The sequence below is a fragment of the Trichocoleus sp. FACHB-262 genome, from assembly GCF_014696035.1.
Taxonomy (GTDB): Bacteria; Cyanobacteriota; Cyanobacteriia; order FACHB-46; family FACHB-46; genus Trichocoleus.
The window spans coordinates 1-17,974 of the sequence record NZ_JACJPK010000114.1 but is presented as its reverse complement, the minus strand read 5'-3'; the positions used below and the strand labels follow the sequence as shown (position 1 = coordinate 17,974).

Genomic DNA, 17,974 nt, shown 5'->3' with positions numbered 1-17,974 from the left:
CAGTTTTTATGAATCAAACTAAGGAGAGCAGTGTTTACATCATCATTCCAGTGCATAATCGGAAGAATATTACGTTATCCTGCCTAGAAAATCTCCAGGCTATCGGTGACCTCCAAAGATATAAAGTTATTGTGGTAGATGATGGTTCTACCGATGGTACTGCGGATGCAATCTGTAGCCTTTACCCTACTATCACAGTCCTTCAGGGTGATGGTAACTTGTGGTGGACGGGAGCTATTCACAAAGGTATGAAATATGCCTGCGAATGCGGAGCAGACTATTTCATTTGGCTAAATGACGACACATTTCCTTCTTTGAATACAATTCCATTAATACTTGCAGCATGCTCACAAAGACTTAATAAACTAGTTAGTGCTCAATGCTATGACACATCAAATTTTGAGCATCCGACCTATGGAGGCCAAGTTAAAAATTTTTTTTCTACTAAACTCATTCATACCCCTCAAGAACAAGAGCTTGAATGTGATTGTATGAGTGGAAACTTAGTTTGTCTACCTCGATCAATCGTAGATAAAATCGGCTATCCTCCAAGTGCACAATTGCCCCATACGCTAGCAGATATCGTCTACACGTGGCAGGCAAAAAAGGTAGGATTTCAACTTACAGTATTAGGCAATGCAACAGCAGTATGTCGATTTAATCCCTTAGAGGAGGGTTGGTCATTAAGCTCAATTCCAATGAGCGATCGCTGGAAACTATTATCTTCTCTAAAATCAAACTTATATCCACCTTCCTATTGGAACTATTGTAAAAGCTTTTATGGATTACTAGGAATCATTCCTTTTATTCGAGTTTATTTAAATCTTGTTTTATTTACAATTATTCGTTGGATACTTCCATTAACTTTAATTAAAAGACTAAAGCATATAAAAGATACAATTTGGCTCTAGTTCAAAAGTGGAGATTTCTTGAAAAAACCAGTTTTTATTATAATTCCAGCCCACAACCGCAAATCAGTTACTTTAAAGTGCTTAGAGAATCTAGAGCAGAATGGTGACCTAGACAGGTACTATGCCATTGTTATTGATGATGGTTCTACTGATGGAACTGAGGCAGCGATTTCAGCAATGTATCCTGCCGTAACTCTCTTGAGGGGAGATGGCAACCTTTGGTGGACGGGGGCAATTAGCAAAGGAATGGACTATGCTCAGCAAAAGGGAGCAGAATTTATCATTTGGCTGAATGACGACTGCATAACGGCAGAAACAACCCTTCGTTTACTAGTAGAACATAGCTGTAAGAACCCAGGAGTCATCACGGGTTCAGCTTGCTATTTTCTAGAAACTAACACACTATATGAGTCTGGAGCTAAAGGCCGAATACCAGTAATGGCAAGGCCTAGTGAGATTGTTGATGTTGATGAAATGAGCGGACATTGTGTTTGTTTCTCAACTCATATCATAGAAAATATTGGCTTACCTGACGCACATCGCTTCCCTCACTATCATGGGGACAGTATGTATATTTTGAAGGCAACGCGTGCTGGGTTTTCAGCTTCCATTTTGGGAGATGCGCGCATCTATCATTCAGGTACAGTCAAGTCTGAAATCCAAGATTTTTCAAACCTAATTAAACCAAATGCATCTCTGCTCCAAGCCTTTAAGCAGTTCTTTTTTAATAAGAAGTCACTCTACTACTGCCCAACTCAATTTTTCTATAACACCGAGAAATACGGCTTTTGGCGAGGGGTTGGGCTGTTTTCATTGAAATCAATTCAATGGCTAGTCAAATGGAGCTGGCTTATTATCTCACAGCCCAAAAAACAGCAAAATCTAGATGTACTTGAATAATGTCTTTTTTGTCCTATAGGACACTAAGCAAATGGAGGCAAGAATCATAAGTTTTTACCGGAGAATTGCACTTAATTACTCATCGATTACTTCTTTGCTCAAAAAAACACTGAAAAAAATATATTTATCCTATCAGCCGTACGATGGCCCTACTTTATTTCTCACTCGCGGCCCAATCCATTGTGGTCTTGCATCTGAAATCGCTATTGCATCAGGAGGCTACCAGATAATAATCCGTAGAGAAGATGAGCGGAGGTTTGAAATTCCCTTAACTGACAATCCAAACATCGCTAATTTTTTCTCAAATTTTACCCATTCGCGATATCCACCTGTTTCTATCACAGCAATTCCCGGTGGGCATATTTATTCTGACGGAGCAGTGTTTTCACCTGACGGAACTGTTCTGGCTCGGGATCTCTCTTTGGATTTCAGTTCTCCTATTGATTCTCATTACCTATGTAGAAAACCTATTCATAAGAGTAAGCCTCTCACGGGAAGCACGCTTGCAGTTGCCTCTTGGCAAACCCGTAGCTATTATCACTGGCTGCTAGACGAACTGCCCCGTTATTTGCTGCCAGACATTCCTGCTTTCGATCAGATCGTCTGTTCAAGAGACACAGCAATTAATCGAGAAGCCCTCCGCGCACTAGGGTTAGAAAATAAAAAGATACTTCCTCTCGATCAAGCAAAACACTACGAGTGTGATTTGTTAATTACGCCCTCTTATATAGCCCCTACAGGCGAGCCCAGCCTGTATCTAGTTGAACTATTAACCGAAGCTGTTCAATCTCTCATCTCTACAACGAAAAACTATCCAGAGAAAATATTTATTTCCCGCAAGTCAGCACGCGGCAGGAGAATTATCAATGAGGATGCTATATTTCAACTTTTCGAGGCTCAAGGTTACACTCGCATCAATCTGGAAAATTTACCTTGGCGAGACCAAATAAATATCTTCTATTATGCCCAGGAAATATTTGCCCCTCATGGGGCTGGATTGGCAAACTTGGTTTTCTGCTCCAGAAAGCCTCTGGTCATAGAGCTTTTTAACACAAAATATCTACATTGGTGTTTCTGGCGGTTGGCTACACTGGTTGGTGCAAGATATATGCCAATCGCCTTTCCTCTAATGGAGCCAGTTGAGCATAATCTCGCTGCTGGCAATCTAGATATTGATGTCGGCAATCCAGCCGCATTTATTTCGATTTATCAAAGTCTGAAGGAGTAGATCTCCAACGCATAGACCTCAATAAGCATCTTTTAGCTGCATTTACCACCATGTTCAACCTGGAAGATTTTAACTAATTCCATACCAACTCCAGAGGTTGCTTATTTACGGAGCTATAGCCTCCGAAATATGTTCGGTGTTTTGTTATATATTCTTCGGTATTAGAGCGGAGTTGTGCCCTATGCTTCTATTAAAGCTTACTGTCAAGGAACCGTCATGATCACTGACTGAGAAAATCTCATAGCCTTCCGGTATTAGGTCCATGACCTCTTCGTCACTTATGCTGATATGTTCAAGAAATATCGTGGGTCTGAACTTGCTAATAATACCCATCAATCCTTTTACTACGAACACTTCGTGCCCTTCAGTGTCAATCTTTATAATGTCGGGCGCTTCAAGTACCCCATCCTGTACAAGTTGATCACCTGTTGTGCATTCAATTTGTGCGATTTTCCCTGATCTATCAGTCCGGGCTGCCTCTAAGGTGCCGGTGGTGCTTCCTCCTTCGGGAACTGTCAAGGCAGCTGATCCAGATTTATCGGAGAGTGCCCACGACAAACCTTGGATATTTTCAAATGGTTCGGTTGCAGCTTGTGCAAGGTCAAACATAGCAGGATTGGGCTCAAAAAATACTATCCTTCTGGCTTCTGTCTCTCTTGCAATACGGTAACTGAATAAACCACAGTTTGCCCCGATATCCCAGATGACTGTGTTCTGCTGTGTTTGAGCTACAATTGCTGCAAGCAGTCCTTCTTCTTCAAAACGGTCTCCCAGCAGGTGATTTAGCCAGTAGGTCGCAGAAACATCTCGAAAGTCTACGAATATTGAATGCCCTTCAGGTAGATTGAGACGAAAGTGATGCAGACTCGGCAGGAACGGCACAAAGAAACGAACGAGTAACCCTGCTCCTTTCAGATGCAGATAGCCGTGCCAGAAATTGTAAAAGAAGATGAGGAAGCGAGAAATCATTTTATCTGCGAACAATTTACTACATACGCTACTCCGGACAGTTCTTTGGAGGGAGTTGGAGAAAAGCTATCCATCGCTTAGAGTGCAAGTGTAAGTTATTTTTGATGAACCTCCTCTACACCCTCACCGCCTATCCCCCTTACATTGGCGGGGCCCAACTCCACCAGCACCTGCTGGCCCAGCAGCTTCAGGCCGATCATCTGATCCAGGTGGCCACCTTCTGGAACCACAACCGCACCGATTGGCTGTCCGGCACCACTCTCAATGCCCACACCCAGCCCTATGACTATGTTGTTGACAGCATTCCTGTTCACCGCCTCGGTTTTAGTTGGGTCGCCAAGCTTTGCATGGCTCCCTGGCTACCGCTATATTACCCGTTCATGGGGGTGGCTCTGCCCTCCATTGCTCAGGTTATTACTAATCAACTCCAGCCCTTCGCTAAGCAAGCAGACCTGATCCACAACGTTCGCATTGGTCGAGAGGGGCTCACCTACGCCTCTTGGAGAAGCGCTCGACAGTGTGATATTCCCTTTGTACTCACCCCTGCCCACCATCCTTGTTGGGTAGGCTGGCGCTATCAGCAATACATTCGGCTTTACCAGCTTGCAGATGCTGTGATTGCTCTGACAGAGGCAGAAAAACAGACTTTGATCGCTTTGGGAGTTCGACAGGAGCGGATTGCAGTTACAGGTATAGGACCGATTCTTGCGCCTCAAGCTGATGCTGCTGCATTTCTACAAACACATCGAATCACAGGCCCAATGGTTTTATTTCTAGGGCAGCATTACCGCTACAAGGGATACCAGCAAGTTTTACAGGCAGCTCACTTAGTTTGGCAAAAATTTCCTGATGCTCACTTTGTCTTTATTGGGCCAGCCGTTAAGCAATCTGAGCGTGATTTTCAAAATAGTGATCCTCGAATTCATCGCTTGGGTAAAGTAGATCTACAAGAGAAAACCAATGCTTTAGCGGCTTGTACTTTGTTGTGTGTACCTTCGAGCCAGGAGAGTTTTGGGGGTGTTTACACCGAAGCCTGGAGCTTTGCTAAACCTGTGATTGGTTGTTCCATTCCTGCCGTGGCTGAGGTGATTGAAGATGGAGTCAATGGTTATTTAGTGGAGCAAGACCCCAGCCAGATTGCTAGCAGTATCTGTGATTTACTTGGCAACCCTACTATTGCTGAGGAGATGGGTTTAGCAGGGCAACGTAAGGTAGAAGCCCGCTATACCTGGCAGCAGATTGCCCTTCGGACTGAACAAGCTTATCAGCGTGTCTTGGGTGGCTCAGAAGTTTGGCATGATTAATGCAATAGACCTCTCGTAAAGCCAGTGCTCCCTAAACTTCCTGCTCAAGTTATTTTAGGTAGTCGTGTTGATGCTACTAGCTATGCAGATGCCTGCGATCGCATCCAAGCTTGGGCTGAAGCTCGCAACTCTTGCTACATTGTTGCTGCCAATGTTCATGTAGTGATGACGGCCTATTGGCAGCGGCAGTACCAGAAAATTATTAATCAGGCGGCTTTGGTGACTCCAGATGGGATGCCGTTGGTTTGGGCTTTGCGATCGCTAGGAATTAAAGATCAAACCAGAGTTTATGGGCCAGATTTAATGTTGGCTTGGTGCGATCGCGCGGCTCAGTTAAAAATACCTATCTATTTATATGGTGGGACTGAGTCAATGCTGGAGAAGTTGCAGCACAACCTGACCCAGCAATTTCCGGGTTTAGCGATCGCAGGTAGTTACGCTCCTCCTTTTCGGGCTCTGACTCCAGAAGAAGAGAAGTCAGATGTTCAGCGGATTCATGAGTCTGGGGCTACTGTCGTTTTTGTCGGTTTGGGCTGTCCCAAGCAAGAAGAATGGATGGCTCGTCAACAAAGCAAAGTTGCTGCTGTCATGATCGGCGTGGGCGCAGCCTTTAGTTTCCATAGTGGAGAAGTAGCTCAAGCTCCTCGTTGGATGATGAAAGTCGGGTTGGAGTGGTTATACCGATTTGCTCAAGAACCAGGGCGGTTGTGGCAACGCTACTGTATCAATAATCCCGCTTTTGTCATCTTGTCTGGTTGGCAGTTGTTACGACACTGGCTGCAACTCAAATAATTGAATTTTTCTATCTGTCAGGTTTATGTGAATTTTGCGGAATACTGAGTGAAGTTGCTGCTTCATCATTTCTTCACCATGAGATTAGTGATAGCTGGCGCAACTTCTGACTGCATCTCCGCAATTTCCCTGGACTGCTATGACTGATTTTTCTGGCAGAGCTTACAAAGGTCCGAAGCTAGATATTCGTGCTCCTGGCAAGTTGAACTTGTCGCACCTTTTGGGGTGGCAAGGGTACCGAATGCTGGTGCTACTGCTCAGTGATGTCTTGGCCTTGGGAATTGCTTGGCAGATTGCGGCACATTTGAATCAATTTTATTCGCCTCTACCGCCGGAGCTGAATTGGTGGGCTTGGTTAGGTTTGCCGAGTCTATTTTGGTTCTTTGCCGCTGCAACATTGCTGTTTTTTGCTTACGGAGGGCTGTACTCTTCCGCAACGCAATGGAAAAACTACCTCCGCGCTGGCAAGTTGGTGAGCATGGTTTACTTGCTCTCCCTAGTGATGGGTTATTTTTATGATCCCAAGCTTGATCCACCGCGATCGCTATTTTTTACGGCTTGGTTTAGTAGCGTGGGGCTGGTGATTGGTTTTCGGCTCTTAGCAACTTTGATTTTGCGCCAGTTTGAGCAAAGCCAGTCTCCCATTCCTGTTTTTTTGATTGCCCCAGGCGATCGCTTATCAGCTTTAGCCCATGTATTAGAACAGCGTTTAAATTTCAAGGGCCAGGATGCCTCACATTACCAAGTGGTTGGGGCGGCACTGGCGACTACGGCTCACGCTCCGACTACGCTACAAACCATCTTGGCATCCAAGGCGAAGGAAGTGTTGGTTGAGAATTTACCTGATACGGCACTAGCCTCAGCGCTTTATTGGCAGCTACGCCGTCAGGGCATTACTTTGCGCTTATTACCTTCTAGCGTGGATATGTTACATCGTCGTGGTCTGCCCGAAATTTTTGCTGGCTTACCAACTTTGCGAGTCGAACCGCGTTTTTTAAGCAGTTTAGAGTATGGCTTGAAGCGTTGGATGGATGTCTTGGGGGCACTAGTAGGAGTGATTCTTCTGTCGCCTCTCTTTTTGGCAGTGGCGATCGCGATCAAGCTGTCTTCTCCAGGCCCAATCTTTTTCCGACAAGAACGAATGGGGTTGCATGGCAAGGTCTTTCAGATGTGGAAATTTCGCACGATGGTGACTGAAGCCGAAACGTTACAGGCCCAGTTGGAAGCGTGTAATGAAATTAAAGGCGGAGTCATGTTCAAAATCAGGCATGACCCTCGGATTACTCGCCTGGGTCGTTTCTTGAGATCTACTAGTATTGATGAGTTGCCCCAACTATTTAATGTTTTGCTAGGTCAGATGAGCCTGGTCGGCCCTCGTCCTTTGCCTCTCCGAGATGTGGAACGCTTTGACACCTGGCATCACATTCGCCATCAAGTTCTGCCTGGTATTACAGGGTTGTGGCAAGTTTCAGGGCGTTCTGATATTGCCGATTTCAGTGATGCAGTCCGCCTAGACCTTTACTACATTGACAACTGGTCGCTCAATCTCGACCTCGACATTTTGGTGGAAACTTGCCGCATTGTTTTGTTTGGTAAAGGTGCCTACTAGATTCTTTATACAAGCCCATGACTGGCGATCGCCCTCTGACTAAACCAGCCCCGTCCGAAACTCCCAATCCCAAAGGCTCACTTTTAGGATTGCTGGTGGCGTGTTTCTATGTGCTCTTCACGCTGCTACCTGACAGCAATACTCTTGTTGTTTCATGGCCTTGGGTATTTCTGTGGCAAGTGGGTTTAGCTTGCTTACCCTTATGGCTTTTGTGGATGGTCTGGCATCGGCAGGAATGGCTCTGGTTGGGCAATGGCCTAGATGCGATGGCAGGCTTGACTGTGGTTGGTCTAGTCGCCTCAGCTACGGTCGCTGAGTTTCCGGTCCAAGCTCGCTGGTATACTTGGGCCGCCTTGTGCTTTCTGGCTGGCTTGTATGCACTCAACTATAAAGTTCAAACTCCTCGCGATCGCTACAACCTACTAGTATGGCAAGGATACTTAAATCTGGCCTTCATTGTCGTGAGCTTTGGTTTGTGGCTAGCCCAAACCATCTTGCCTGAACTGAATCGGCTGCAAACGCTAAGTCAGTCTGGAGTCAATCTTCCCCTAAACCTCTCAACGTTAGAGTTACGCAATTGGGCACCGCTCGGTCATCCCAACTATGTAGCAGGCTATCTCCTCTTAGCTCTCCCCCTGCTCCTGGCTTTGAGCCTCCTCCAAACCGGAAGGCAACGCTGGCTTTGGTTGGCAGGAGTAGGATTGGGGTTGATTGCTCTTTACACCACGGGTTCACGTGGGGGCTGGTTAGGACTTGCAGCGCTTTGTATTGTCGGCTTTGTTCTATTGCTATTCCGTAGCTCTCTGCCACGCCTTTGGCTAGGTTTAGGTAGCCTTTTCATGTTGGCTTTTTTGAGCCTGTCAGCACTCACCAACGATCGCCTTAAAACTGCTATCACTGCCATACTCAGCGGTCAACTTAGCGGCGACTTTGCCTATCGGATAATTACTGCTGTAACAGGTTGGCAGATGGGAATCGCTCACCCAATTTTGGGGGCTGGTCCTGGTAGTGTCCCGATCGTCTATCAGCAATATCGCCCTGGATGGGCAGGCCAAGAAGCAGAACTAACCTACCAACTCCACAGTACTCCAGTCCAAATTTGGGCTGAACTAGGTTTGTGGGGAATTGGGACGAGTTTGATTGCGATCGCTCTCCTGACGTACTTAAGCATTCGCTGGCTAAGTAAAATCTCATCTAATGCTGCTTCTAGTCAATACTCAGATCAAGTTCTCGTTTGGAGTGTCTTGGCAGGGATTTTGGGCTATGGGGTCAGTAGCTTGACCGACTACCAGCTCGATAATGTTTGCATCACTGGCACTTTAGTTCTCTTCATCGCTATCCTTGCCGCTGTATTTCGCGAGACTTTCGCCGAGACCCCAGTGATCGCCCTACCTAAATTTTCAATTACAGGACGAGCTGCTCAAGGCGTAACTTATGCTGGGTTGGGTCTGCTTCTCGTAGTTAGCATCTGGCTGGTGCCGATTCATCGGGCTTGGCAACTGTCGAGTCAAGGTTTTATTGCCCTAAGCCGAGAAAACATACCTGGCTTTGTTCAGCGTCTTAGTCAAGCTGCTCAGTTAGCACCTTGGGAACCCTATTATCCTTACCAGCTAGGTTGGAACTTGGGGAATCTAAGTTTGCAAACTAACGACCCCCAACAGCAAAACCAGCTTCAAGCTGATGGAATTTCTTGGCTGCAAAAAGGAATTCAAGCGTCTCCTTACCAAGAATTTGGTCACAGCAATCTCGCTTGGCTCTTATTGAACCAAAATCCTCAAGCAGCAACCCAAGAGTTTATTCGCTCTGCCCAGCTTGTTCCCGCTAAGCGAGGGGTATTTTATGGCTTAGGGCTTAGCTTATTAGCTCAAGGCAAAATTGATTTGGCTACAGAAGCAGTGGCTTTGGAAGCCTTACGCGATCCACTAATCATTACTAGTCCTGTTTGGCGATCGCCTACCCTTCAGCCTCTCTATATACCCATGCTGGATCGTGTCGCAGCCAAATGCACAGAACTATTACAAATAACCCAGTCAGAAGCAGTTCGCACCTACTGCTATCAATTACGGGGTGGGGTGAATTGGTGGCGTGGTAATTTTCAAGCCGCTCACGCAGATTGGGACACCCACGGCACCCTGCTAAGTCAAGTTATCCTGCAACTAGCAGAAGGCAAAACTGTAGAGCCACAATTACAATCTTTGCCTAATTCATCAGGTAAACTAGCGATCGCCGCTTGGCTTACCCCTGCTCAACGTCTACCTCTCTTGCAACAAGCGTGGATAGAAGCAGAACAAAGCAGCCCACCCCCCGAACTTCTTCAAGCTTTGGTTGATAGCATAAATCGTTCAGAATCATTTGATGAATGGCTCAAACAAAACGCCCCAAGTCGTCAGTATCGCCGCACCCGCACTGGCTTTGGAGTACTCAGCCGTCACATCGATGGCCCGCTATCAACAGATTTTCTAACTGTTGTTGAGAATATTCCGAGCAGTAACCTCTTCCCTGAATTGCTGCGATCGCTAATCTACTTTCCTACTCTAGATACAGTGTTACAAGAACAGCGCACCTCTCTCTTACAGACCCTGTCACCCAATCCCTAAAGCCCACCAAATCTCTATGCCAGAAAAACCCGTAATAACTATGTCCACCTTGGGACAACATGGACGATTTGGTAATCAACTATTTCAATATGCATTTCTCAAAATCTACGCTCAAAAATATAACTTGCAGGTTGAGACGCCTGATTGGATTGGTAGGTATCTTTTTGGCTGTGATGATCCATTGCTAGCTAGACAGTTGCCTATGTTGTTGGAACCACCTCAAGGGATAGCAGCTGAGCATTTATTGAATACTGAGACACCCTACGAGAACATCGATTTTTTTGGTAATTTTATCTACCACACCAAACATTATTCAAAATACAAAGAGTACCTCCGCTCCCTCTTCCAGCCTGTTGCAGAAGTGAAGTCTCAGATACTATCAGGTCTTTCTGAGCTTCGCAGTCGAGGCAATACAATTGTTGGGCTACATCTACGTCGGGGGGACTTTTCCAAGAGTCAAGGCAGTTTCTTTGTTGCGCCCAATGTATGGTATCAAGAGTGGTTACAAACAATATGGCCCACTCTTGACAAACCAATGTTATTTATTGCCAGTGATGAGCTGGACAATGTTATATCAGACTTTGCTGAATACCAACCCATCACCACAGGCCAACTAGAAATAGAATTGCCGGAAGCAACGTTCTATCCTGACTTTTATCTTCTTAGCCAGTGCGACATTGTTGCCATTTCTAATAGCTCATTCTCATTCGCAGCTTGTTTATTAAATCTGCGTAGTCGAGAATTTCTCCGCCCCAATCCAGCCACTCAATCACTCGTTCCGTTTGATCCCTGGGACAGTGAACCAGTCTTGGACAGCAACCGCATCTTTTATATAATTCTGTTTCCAGATTGGGCCAAGCCTGAAGATTCTCTTGCTGTTGAATTAGCAGAGATCTTAGGAACTACGTTGGCTCACCCTGACAAACAGCGAATTAATCTGCTTGTTCATACAACTAGTCACAATGCTGAATATGCTAATGCAATTTTGGCTAGTATCACGATGTCTCTAGTCTTAGAAGAGGGACTAGATCTGGAAGACGGCCCAGAGATTTCTTTTATGGGTGGATTGAACCCACTGCAATGGCAGTTTATCCTTCCCCGTATCCATGCTTGCTTAAACCTTGAGCATGAAGATAAGCAGGCGATCGCCAACGCTATGGCAGGTAGCCTCCCAACGTTGACACTATCTGAATTCAATACCAAACGTATCATCTAAACAGATATGAAACGTTGGACTGTAGTAAATACTTCCAAAAGTTAAATAACCGCAGAAATACTTGCACTGCTCTACAAAAAAGTGGGTAACCTAAGAGCATTCAGTAGAATCAAAGCTGTTAGGAGACTTCTATGACTACTTTTAAGGAATATGGTGAAGCTCGTAGCCAGAGAATTCGGCGCTTTCAGAAGGCTCTTGCCATAGTATCAATAGTTTCGTTTTTAGGTTCTACTGTAGCGGGCACAGTTCATATGTTCACCAGTTCCTCTGACCCTTCCCATCAGCTTACCACAGACAGTTCACAGGAGCCAAAGTTAGAGATGCAAGCTAAAGGCTATGAATCTGTATTACGACGAGAGCCAGAGAATCAAGTTGCTTTAGAAGAGCTTGCTAAGATTCGATTACAAATGAATAATTCAGTAGAAGCCAGACCTCTTCTGGAGAAGCTAGTCAAACTAAACCCAAGTCGCCAAGACTATCAAGCTTTGCTGTTACAGGCAAAAGCTAAAACCAATCAATAAATCAGCAGTCATATTTCCCATTAGATATTTAGGTTGAATTGTCATGAATCGCCAAGTTTCAAACGAATCAATTGCTTGGGAAAAACAACTAGAACAACTGTTAGCTCAAAATGGCTATGAAGAGGCAATGTACTGTTGCCAACAAGAACTGACTGCAAATCCAACTCATAAACTTCCATATTGGTATCTAGGTTTAATATATATATTGAAAGGGGATGAAATTGAAGCTCAAGCAGCTTGGCTGACAGGAATGATTGAAGGTGACACAAAACAGATTGATTTATGGACGAGAGAATTAGTTAATGTATTGCAAGTTGCTGCAGAACACCAAGAAGAAATCGGAGAGCATCATCTTGCTTGGGTTATCAGAAGTCATATCAAAGAGCTGGATCCAAACAATATCAATAATCTTTTGTGTACTATCATCTCATCCATAAGATTAGGCATTTTCTCATTAACTGAAACAAGTACTTTGGCAATTTTGGGATCCTTGGAAGAACTGCTGAGATCAGAAAATACCAATATTGAGAGTCACCTTCTACTGCAGGTTTTTCAGGAGCTTGCAGCTTATGATGTAGTTGATAGACGTTTGATTCAATTGGCTAAAACCTGTCTTGAATACTTGCGGAAATATGAATGTTTCGTCGATACATTTTTATTTGCAAGCCAAATTGTCTCTAATGAACCCCAGAAAATAGAGAAACAGCCATCTGAAAGAAAATACTCTTATCTCGATGAAGAAAAGTTAATTTCAAAATTTATTGAAAAGTTAAATCCTAAACATAAATACTGTGTGGATATAGCAGCAAGTGATGGAATTACAATGTCTAATACTTACTTTCTTTTTAGGCAAGGATGGTCAGGCTTAGCAGTTGAATGCGACAGTCAAAAATTTGCAAATTTAGCGTTGGCATACAGAGAATTTGACAGTACAAGTCTTAGTAAGTGTTTTGTTACACCAGAGAACGTAGTTGAACTTCTCAAGTCACACCAAGTGCCCCAAGACTTTGGATTCCTAAGCTTTGATATTGATGGTTATGACTACTTTGTTTTAGAGAGAATGCTAGAAGAATTTCGTCCTTCTCTAATCTGTGCTGAGATCAATGAGAAAATTCCACCACCAATAAAGTTCACAGTTTTATGGAAACCTGATTATGTTTGGACGAACGATCACTTCTACGGCCAAAGTATCTCTCAACTGGCACTACTATGCGAGCGGTATGATTATGCTCTTGTAGAACTACATTATAATAATGCTTTTCTCATTCCTAAAGAGCTAAGTCCTGTTCCTTCACTCACACCAGAATTAGCCTACGAAATAGGATATCTCAATAAGCCTGATCGAAGAGACAAATTTCCTTGGAATTCGAATGTCGAAAAGATTCTTAGTTTAGAGCCTGTAGATGCATTAGAATTCACCAATAATTTATTTTCTAAATACCAAGGGAAATTTACATGTAATCTTTAAGTGAGTTTTCGTAATCCTTCCTGTTATCAGATTTTTAGCTATATTCCTTCTTGAGCTAAGGATTGATTTCCAGAAAAATATAAAAATAGCAGGCTTGAATTCTGGATGTCATTAATATTTTATTTATTTAACTATTATGTTAAAAATAAATTTTTTTACGATTGTTCTCAATGGCAAGCCTTTTATTCATTACCATATCAACGTATTTAATCAGCTATCCTTTGATTGGCATTGGCATATTGTTGAAGGAGTGGCAGATCTCAAGCACGATACCGCTTGGAGTCGACCCCTAGGTGGACAAATCACAGATGAGATTCATAGAAATGGTCTAAGCAAAGATGGTACATCTGAGTATTTAGATGAGTTGGTTCAGCGATATCCAGACAACATAACTCTTTACCGTAAAACAGAAGGTTCATTCTGGGATGGCAAGCTTGAAATGGTGAATGCACCATTGAGTAATATCCAGGAAGAGTGTTTGTTATGGCAAGTAGATGTTGACGAACTCTGGACAGTGGAGCAAATTGACACTGCCAGGAGGATGTTCATAAAAAACCCTGAAAAAACAGCTGCATTCTATTGGTGTTGGTACTTTGTGGGTGAGCGTTTACTTATTAGTACCCGCAACTGCTACGCACAAAATCCTCAGCAGGAATGGTTGCGAACATGGAGATTTAAGCCAGGGGCTCAGTGGGCTGCTCATGAACCACCTGTACTTATGGAACCATCAACCGATGGTCAATGGAGCAATGTCGCTGCTGCTAATCCGTTTTCCCATGCAGAGACAGAGCAACAAGGCCTAGTTTTTCAGCACTTTGCCTATACTACTGCTGAGCAGTTGCAGTTTAAGGAGCAGTACTACGGCTATAAAGATGCTGTCTCAAAATGGCAGAGCTTGCAAGAGCAAAACCGCTTTCCCATAATGTTGCGTCAACATTTCTCTTGGGTGCACGATAACACTATGGTAGATACTGCAGAATCAATGAGGGTGATGCCAATTGCCCAACGAAACTCAGATCATGATGCCTGGTACTTTTTAGACTCGGAAGCACTACAGCAAGTAGTTGAACCATCAAAGCCAAGTCCTATAATTGTTGTTGACGGTGTGTTCTTTCAGCTTTACAAGACTGGTATTGCTCGTGTTTGGCGAACCCTATTAGAAGAATGGGTTGAGACTGGCTTCGCACAACATATTGTTTTCCTCGATCGCGCTAGAAGTGCCCCAATAATTTCTGGAATTAATTATCGTCTGATTCCTTCCTACGATTACAACGCAGCTGAAAGCGATCGAGAGATGTTGCAGGAAATCTGTGAAGAAGAGAACGCAGATTTGTTTATTTCCACCTACTATACAACGCCTCTTGAGACTCCCTCAGTCTTCATGGCCTATGACATGATTCCAGAAGTAATGAACTGGAATCTCAATCATGCTATGTGGCGGCAGAAACATCATGGCATTCAACATGCCTCTGCCTATATTACTATTTCTGAAAATACAGCCCGTGATCTAGTTACCTTCTTTCCAGATATTGACGCAAGTTCTGTAACAGTTGCCCTTTGCGGTGTCAAAGATACTTTTTCTCCAGTACCTGTTGACAAAATTCAGGATTTCAAAATGAAGTATGGTATCTTCAAGCCGTATTTCATCTTGGCTGGAGCGGGAAGCGGTTATAAAAACTCTATTTTGTTCTTCAAAGCTTTTGCAAAACTTTATAGCCGTTCTGGATTTGATGTTATCTGCACGGGTAGTAATTCCTTAGTAGAAACTGAATTCCGGGATTACACAGCGGGTAGCACTGTCCACATGTTGCAGCTTGATGATAATGAATTAAGAGCTGCTTACAGTGGAGCCCTTGCACTAGTATATCCTTCCAAATACGAAGGATTTGGTTTACCTATTGTTGAAGCAATGGCTTGTGGGTGCCCAGTGATCACTTGCCCTAATGCTTCAATTCCAGAGGTGGCGGGTGAGGCCGCACTTTATATCCAAGATAATGATGTAGAAGGATTAGTTAATGCCCTCTGCGATATTCAAAAGCCTCAGGTTCGTCAAGCTCTAACTGCTAGAGGTTTGGAGCAAGCAAGAAGTTTTTCTTGGAAAAAAATGGCTGAGAAAGTTAGGTCATCCTTAATTGAGGCTACTCTTCTACCTCTCAAGTTAAATGAAATCAACTTGGTTGTTTTTCCCGATTGGACCCAACCAGAGGAGTCTCTACAATTAGAATTGAGTGAGGTTATTAGAGCGATCGCTGCCCATCCCAATAAAGACCAAATCACTTTATTGATCGACAACAGCAATATTGCAGAAGAAGATGCAAATCTATTTCTGTCAGGTATTGCAATGGCTCTTTTTCTGGAAGAAGACCTAGATGTAAGCCAGGGCCCAGAGGTCAGCTGGTGTGGTCAGCTTAGCAAAATTCAATGGAGTATCTTATCGCCACATCTTAATTTTTGGATTACCTTAAGTGACGTACCTCACCAGACTCTAGTAGATCTAGACTTGGAAAATATTCCATCTTTAGAACTACAAAATATTAAAAATATTCGAGTTTAGAAGAAAAGTCGAAGAGTGATGATATGACTACTGAGGCTGCAACCACTCAAGTTACTACTCAATATCAAGTTAATAATGGAGTGTTCTTTTTCTGCTGCGATGCATCTTATCATTTTCTTATGGTATGTCTTGCTGAGGGACTTCAGCAGCTAGGAATACAATGTTACTCAAATCGAAATTATTGGAAAAACTCAACTGATGATGATACCTATCTCTTGTGCAATGATCGAGGGGTAGGTCCTGATGACTGCTCCGTTGTTATTCTTGATGATCAATGGGTGAATTATTATTCTGCCCTGCCTGAAAACTTTTTCCATCCTGATAGAAAGTATCTTACTGTCTACTTAGATGGTTCTGATGGTTTTCTTTCCAGCGCTTGGAGCGGACAGTTCAGAAAGTTCGATTTTATTTTTAGAACTCACTGTAGCCAAGAAATCCAATATCCACCTAACTTTATACCTTGGTGTTTTGGAATTTCTAATCGTATTCTACGTGAAACCAGTGATGCTCCTATCTTTAGCTCCAGACATAGGCGATTATTAGTGAATTTTAGAGTTGAACAGGACGTATTAAAGCTTTTCAATCTTTCTATGAAATTTCCGCAGGGAGTGCTAACAGTGCCTGAGGCATTTCTCAAGCTTGATTATCCTGTTAGACAAATTGCTCATAATCAGCTGCTTCCTTTAGTAGAGGATATTTTACCTGGGGATTGCACGGTAGATAGCTTTAATGACCCTGCTACAGATAGTTACCACCACTTGCAATGGGTTCAAACAGGTCGTCGCCATTACCCAAGTTATTACCAACGCCTTAAGCAGTCTGCAGCTTGTGCAGGGTTTGGAGGCTGCATGATTTTGAATCCTTTTACAGGGGAGCAGATTCTACAATGGTGGGACAGTTGGCGTTTTTGGGAGTCTTTGGCTGCTGGATGTGTCACCTTTCATGTGGACTTTGAAAAATATGGAGTCTCCTTACCTGTAATGCCGCAGAACTGGCAGCATTACATTGGACTTGATTTGCAGGATATCCAGGCTACTGTCGATCGCATTACGGATGAACCAGAAATTTTAGAGAGAATTTCAGTAGAAGGTAGGCAGTGGGCGATCGCAAACTACGGTCCTGTTCCAACAGCTCTGAGATTTCTACAAGTCATTGGCTCCAGTTCAAACCTACAAAGAAACGAGCAGTCCCCAGAGCAACGGATCGAAATCCAACCAACAGAACTGGTCGATGATTCTACCTTCACAAAGCTCAGGAACATTAACCTAATTGTCTTTCCTGACTGGTCTCAGTCAGAAGATGTAGTAGCGACAGAGCTAGAAAGTATTCTTCGAGTTATTGTGCTTCATCCTAGCAGAAACCACATTGCTCTCTTTATTGATACTCATGCAGTTTCTACAGATGACGCAGATGTACTCTTGTCCAGCATTTTGATGAATCTTCTATTTCAAGAAGATCTAGATATTAATGATGCTCCGGAGATCTCGCTACTTCATCCACTAACTCAAGAGGAATGGTCAGCTTTTTTATCTCACATGAAAGCTCGAATCATTCTAAATAGTACTAATGAAGAAGCCGTTATGAAGGTAGGAGCGCAACACCTTCCAACTTTAACCCCAGAAGAAGCTACCAAGAAGCAAGTTATTCAAATAGATGCAGAAGGCTGGAACCTTATTTAGGCAAAAGAATTCTGGCGTTGCTGAAAGAGTAATGCTGGCTTTGGCACAATGAAGGTATGAAATGTCCTCAATGTCACTCCACTCACACGGCTAAAAACGGTCACCGTCGCGGAAGACAGTGCTATCAGTGCAAGCAGTGTGGTCGCCAATTTCTCGAGTCTTACCGTCCTTGGGCTTACTCCGATGACATCAAGCAACTGTGCATCAAAATGTATCTCAATGGCAT

13 protein-coding genes are annotated in these 17,974 nt (G+C 43.7%); 12 read left to right on the top strand and 1 reads right to left on the bottom strand.

All coding sequences use genetic code 11. From position 1 onward, the window contains the following. Positions 1–8 precede the first annotated feature (8 nt). From H6F68_RS27780 to H6F68_RS27770, 3 genes are read left to right on the top strand one after another with little or no spacing between them, the layout of a single operon-like run. The gene (locus tag H6F68_RS27780) at positions 9–911 is read left to right on the top strand and encodes a glycosyltransferase family 2 protein (protein ID WP_190564126.1); all 903 of its coding nucleotides are present in this window, start codon (positions 9–11) and stop codon (positions 909–911) included. An 18-nt stretch (positions 912–929) separates the two neighbouring features. After that, complete coding sequence (locus H6F68_RS27775) at positions 930–1,811, top strand: glycosyltransferase family 2 protein (protein ID WP_190564125.1); 882 nt, start codon at positions 930–932, stop codon at positions 1,809–1,811. Between the two features lie 31 nt (positions 1,812–1,842). Further along, on the top strand, positions 1,843–3,039 hold the full coding sequence (locus H6F68_RS27770) for a DUF563 domain-containing protein (protein WP_190564124.1): 1,197 nt from the start codon (positions 1,843–1,845) through the stop codon (positions 3,037–3,039). 144 nt (positions 3,040–3,183) lie between these two features. On the opposite strand, the gene H6F68_RS27765 is transcribed toward H6F68_RS27770, so the two are convergent. Then, positions 3,184–4,008, bottom strand: a complete 825-nt coding sequence (locus H6F68_RS27765; protein ID WP_190564123.1) for an FkbM family methyltransferase — start codon at positions 4,006–4,008, stop codon at positions 3,184–3,186. 104 nt (positions 4,009–4,112) lie between these two features. Between H6F68_RS27765 and H6F68_RS27760 the strand changes: the two genes are divergently transcribed. The 9 genes from H6F68_RS27760 (at position 4,113) to H6F68_RS27720 (ending at position 17,748) form a co-directional block, all read left to right on the top strand. Further along, positions 4,113–5,312 (top strand): glycosyltransferase family 4 protein, encoded by a 1,200-nt coding sequence (locus H6F68_RS27760; RefSeq protein WP_190564159.1) that lies wholly within the window; start codon positions 4,113–4,115, stop codon positions 5,310–5,312. A gap of 24 nt (positions 5,313–5,336) precedes the next feature. Then, positions 5,337–6,104, top strand: a complete 768-nt coding sequence (locus tag H6F68_RS27755) for a WecB/TagA/CpsF family glycosyltransferase (RefSeq protein WP_190564122.1) — start codon at positions 5,337–5,339, stop codon at positions 6,102–6,104. A 139-nt stretch (positions 6,105–6,243) separates the two neighbouring features. Further along, a complete protein-coding gene (locus tag H6F68_RS27750; protein ID WP_190564121.1) occupies positions 6,244–7,713 on the top strand; it encodes a sugar transferase in 1,470 nt (489 codons plus the stop codon). A gap of 17 nt (positions 7,714–7,730) precedes the next feature. Then, positions 7,731–10,310, top strand: a complete 2,580-nt coding sequence (locus H6F68_RS27745; protein ID WP_190564119.1) for an O-antigen ligase family protein — start codon at positions 7,731–7,733, stop codon at positions 10,308–10,310. A gap of 16 nt (positions 10,311–10,326) precedes the next feature. Further along, on the top strand, positions 10,327–11,526 hold the full coding sequence (locus tag H6F68_RS27740; RefSeq protein ID WP_190564117.1) for an alpha-1,2-fucosyltransferase: 1,200 nt from the start codon (positions 10,327–10,329) through the stop codon (positions 11,524–11,526). Between the two features lie 131 nt (positions 11,527–11,657). Next, positions 11,658–12,047 (top strand): tetratricopeptide repeat protein, encoded by a 390-nt coding sequence (locus H6F68_RS27735; RefSeq protein ID WP_190564115.1) that lies wholly within the window; start codon positions 11,658–11,660, stop codon positions 12,045–12,047. A 43-nt stretch (positions 12,048–12,090) separates the two neighbouring features. Further along, complete coding sequence (locus H6F68_RS27730; protein ID WP_190564113.1) at positions 12,091–13,515, top strand: hypothetical protein; 1,425 nt, start codon at positions 12,091–12,093, stop codon at positions 13,513–13,515. 136 nt (positions 13,516–13,651) lie between these two features. Further along, on the top strand, positions 13,652–16,069 hold the full coding sequence (locus H6F68_RS27725; RefSeq protein ID WP_190564111.1) for a glycosyltransferase family 1 protein: 2,418 nt from the start codon (positions 13,652–13,654) through the stop codon (positions 16,067–16,069). A 23-nt stretch (positions 16,070–16,092) separates the two neighbouring features. Then, on the top strand, positions 16,093–17,748 hold the full coding sequence (locus H6F68_RS27720) for a hypothetical protein (RefSeq protein WP_190564109.1): 1,656 nt from the start codon (positions 16,093–16,095) through the stop codon (positions 17,746–17,748). Positions 17,749–17,974 lie beyond the last annotated feature (226 nt).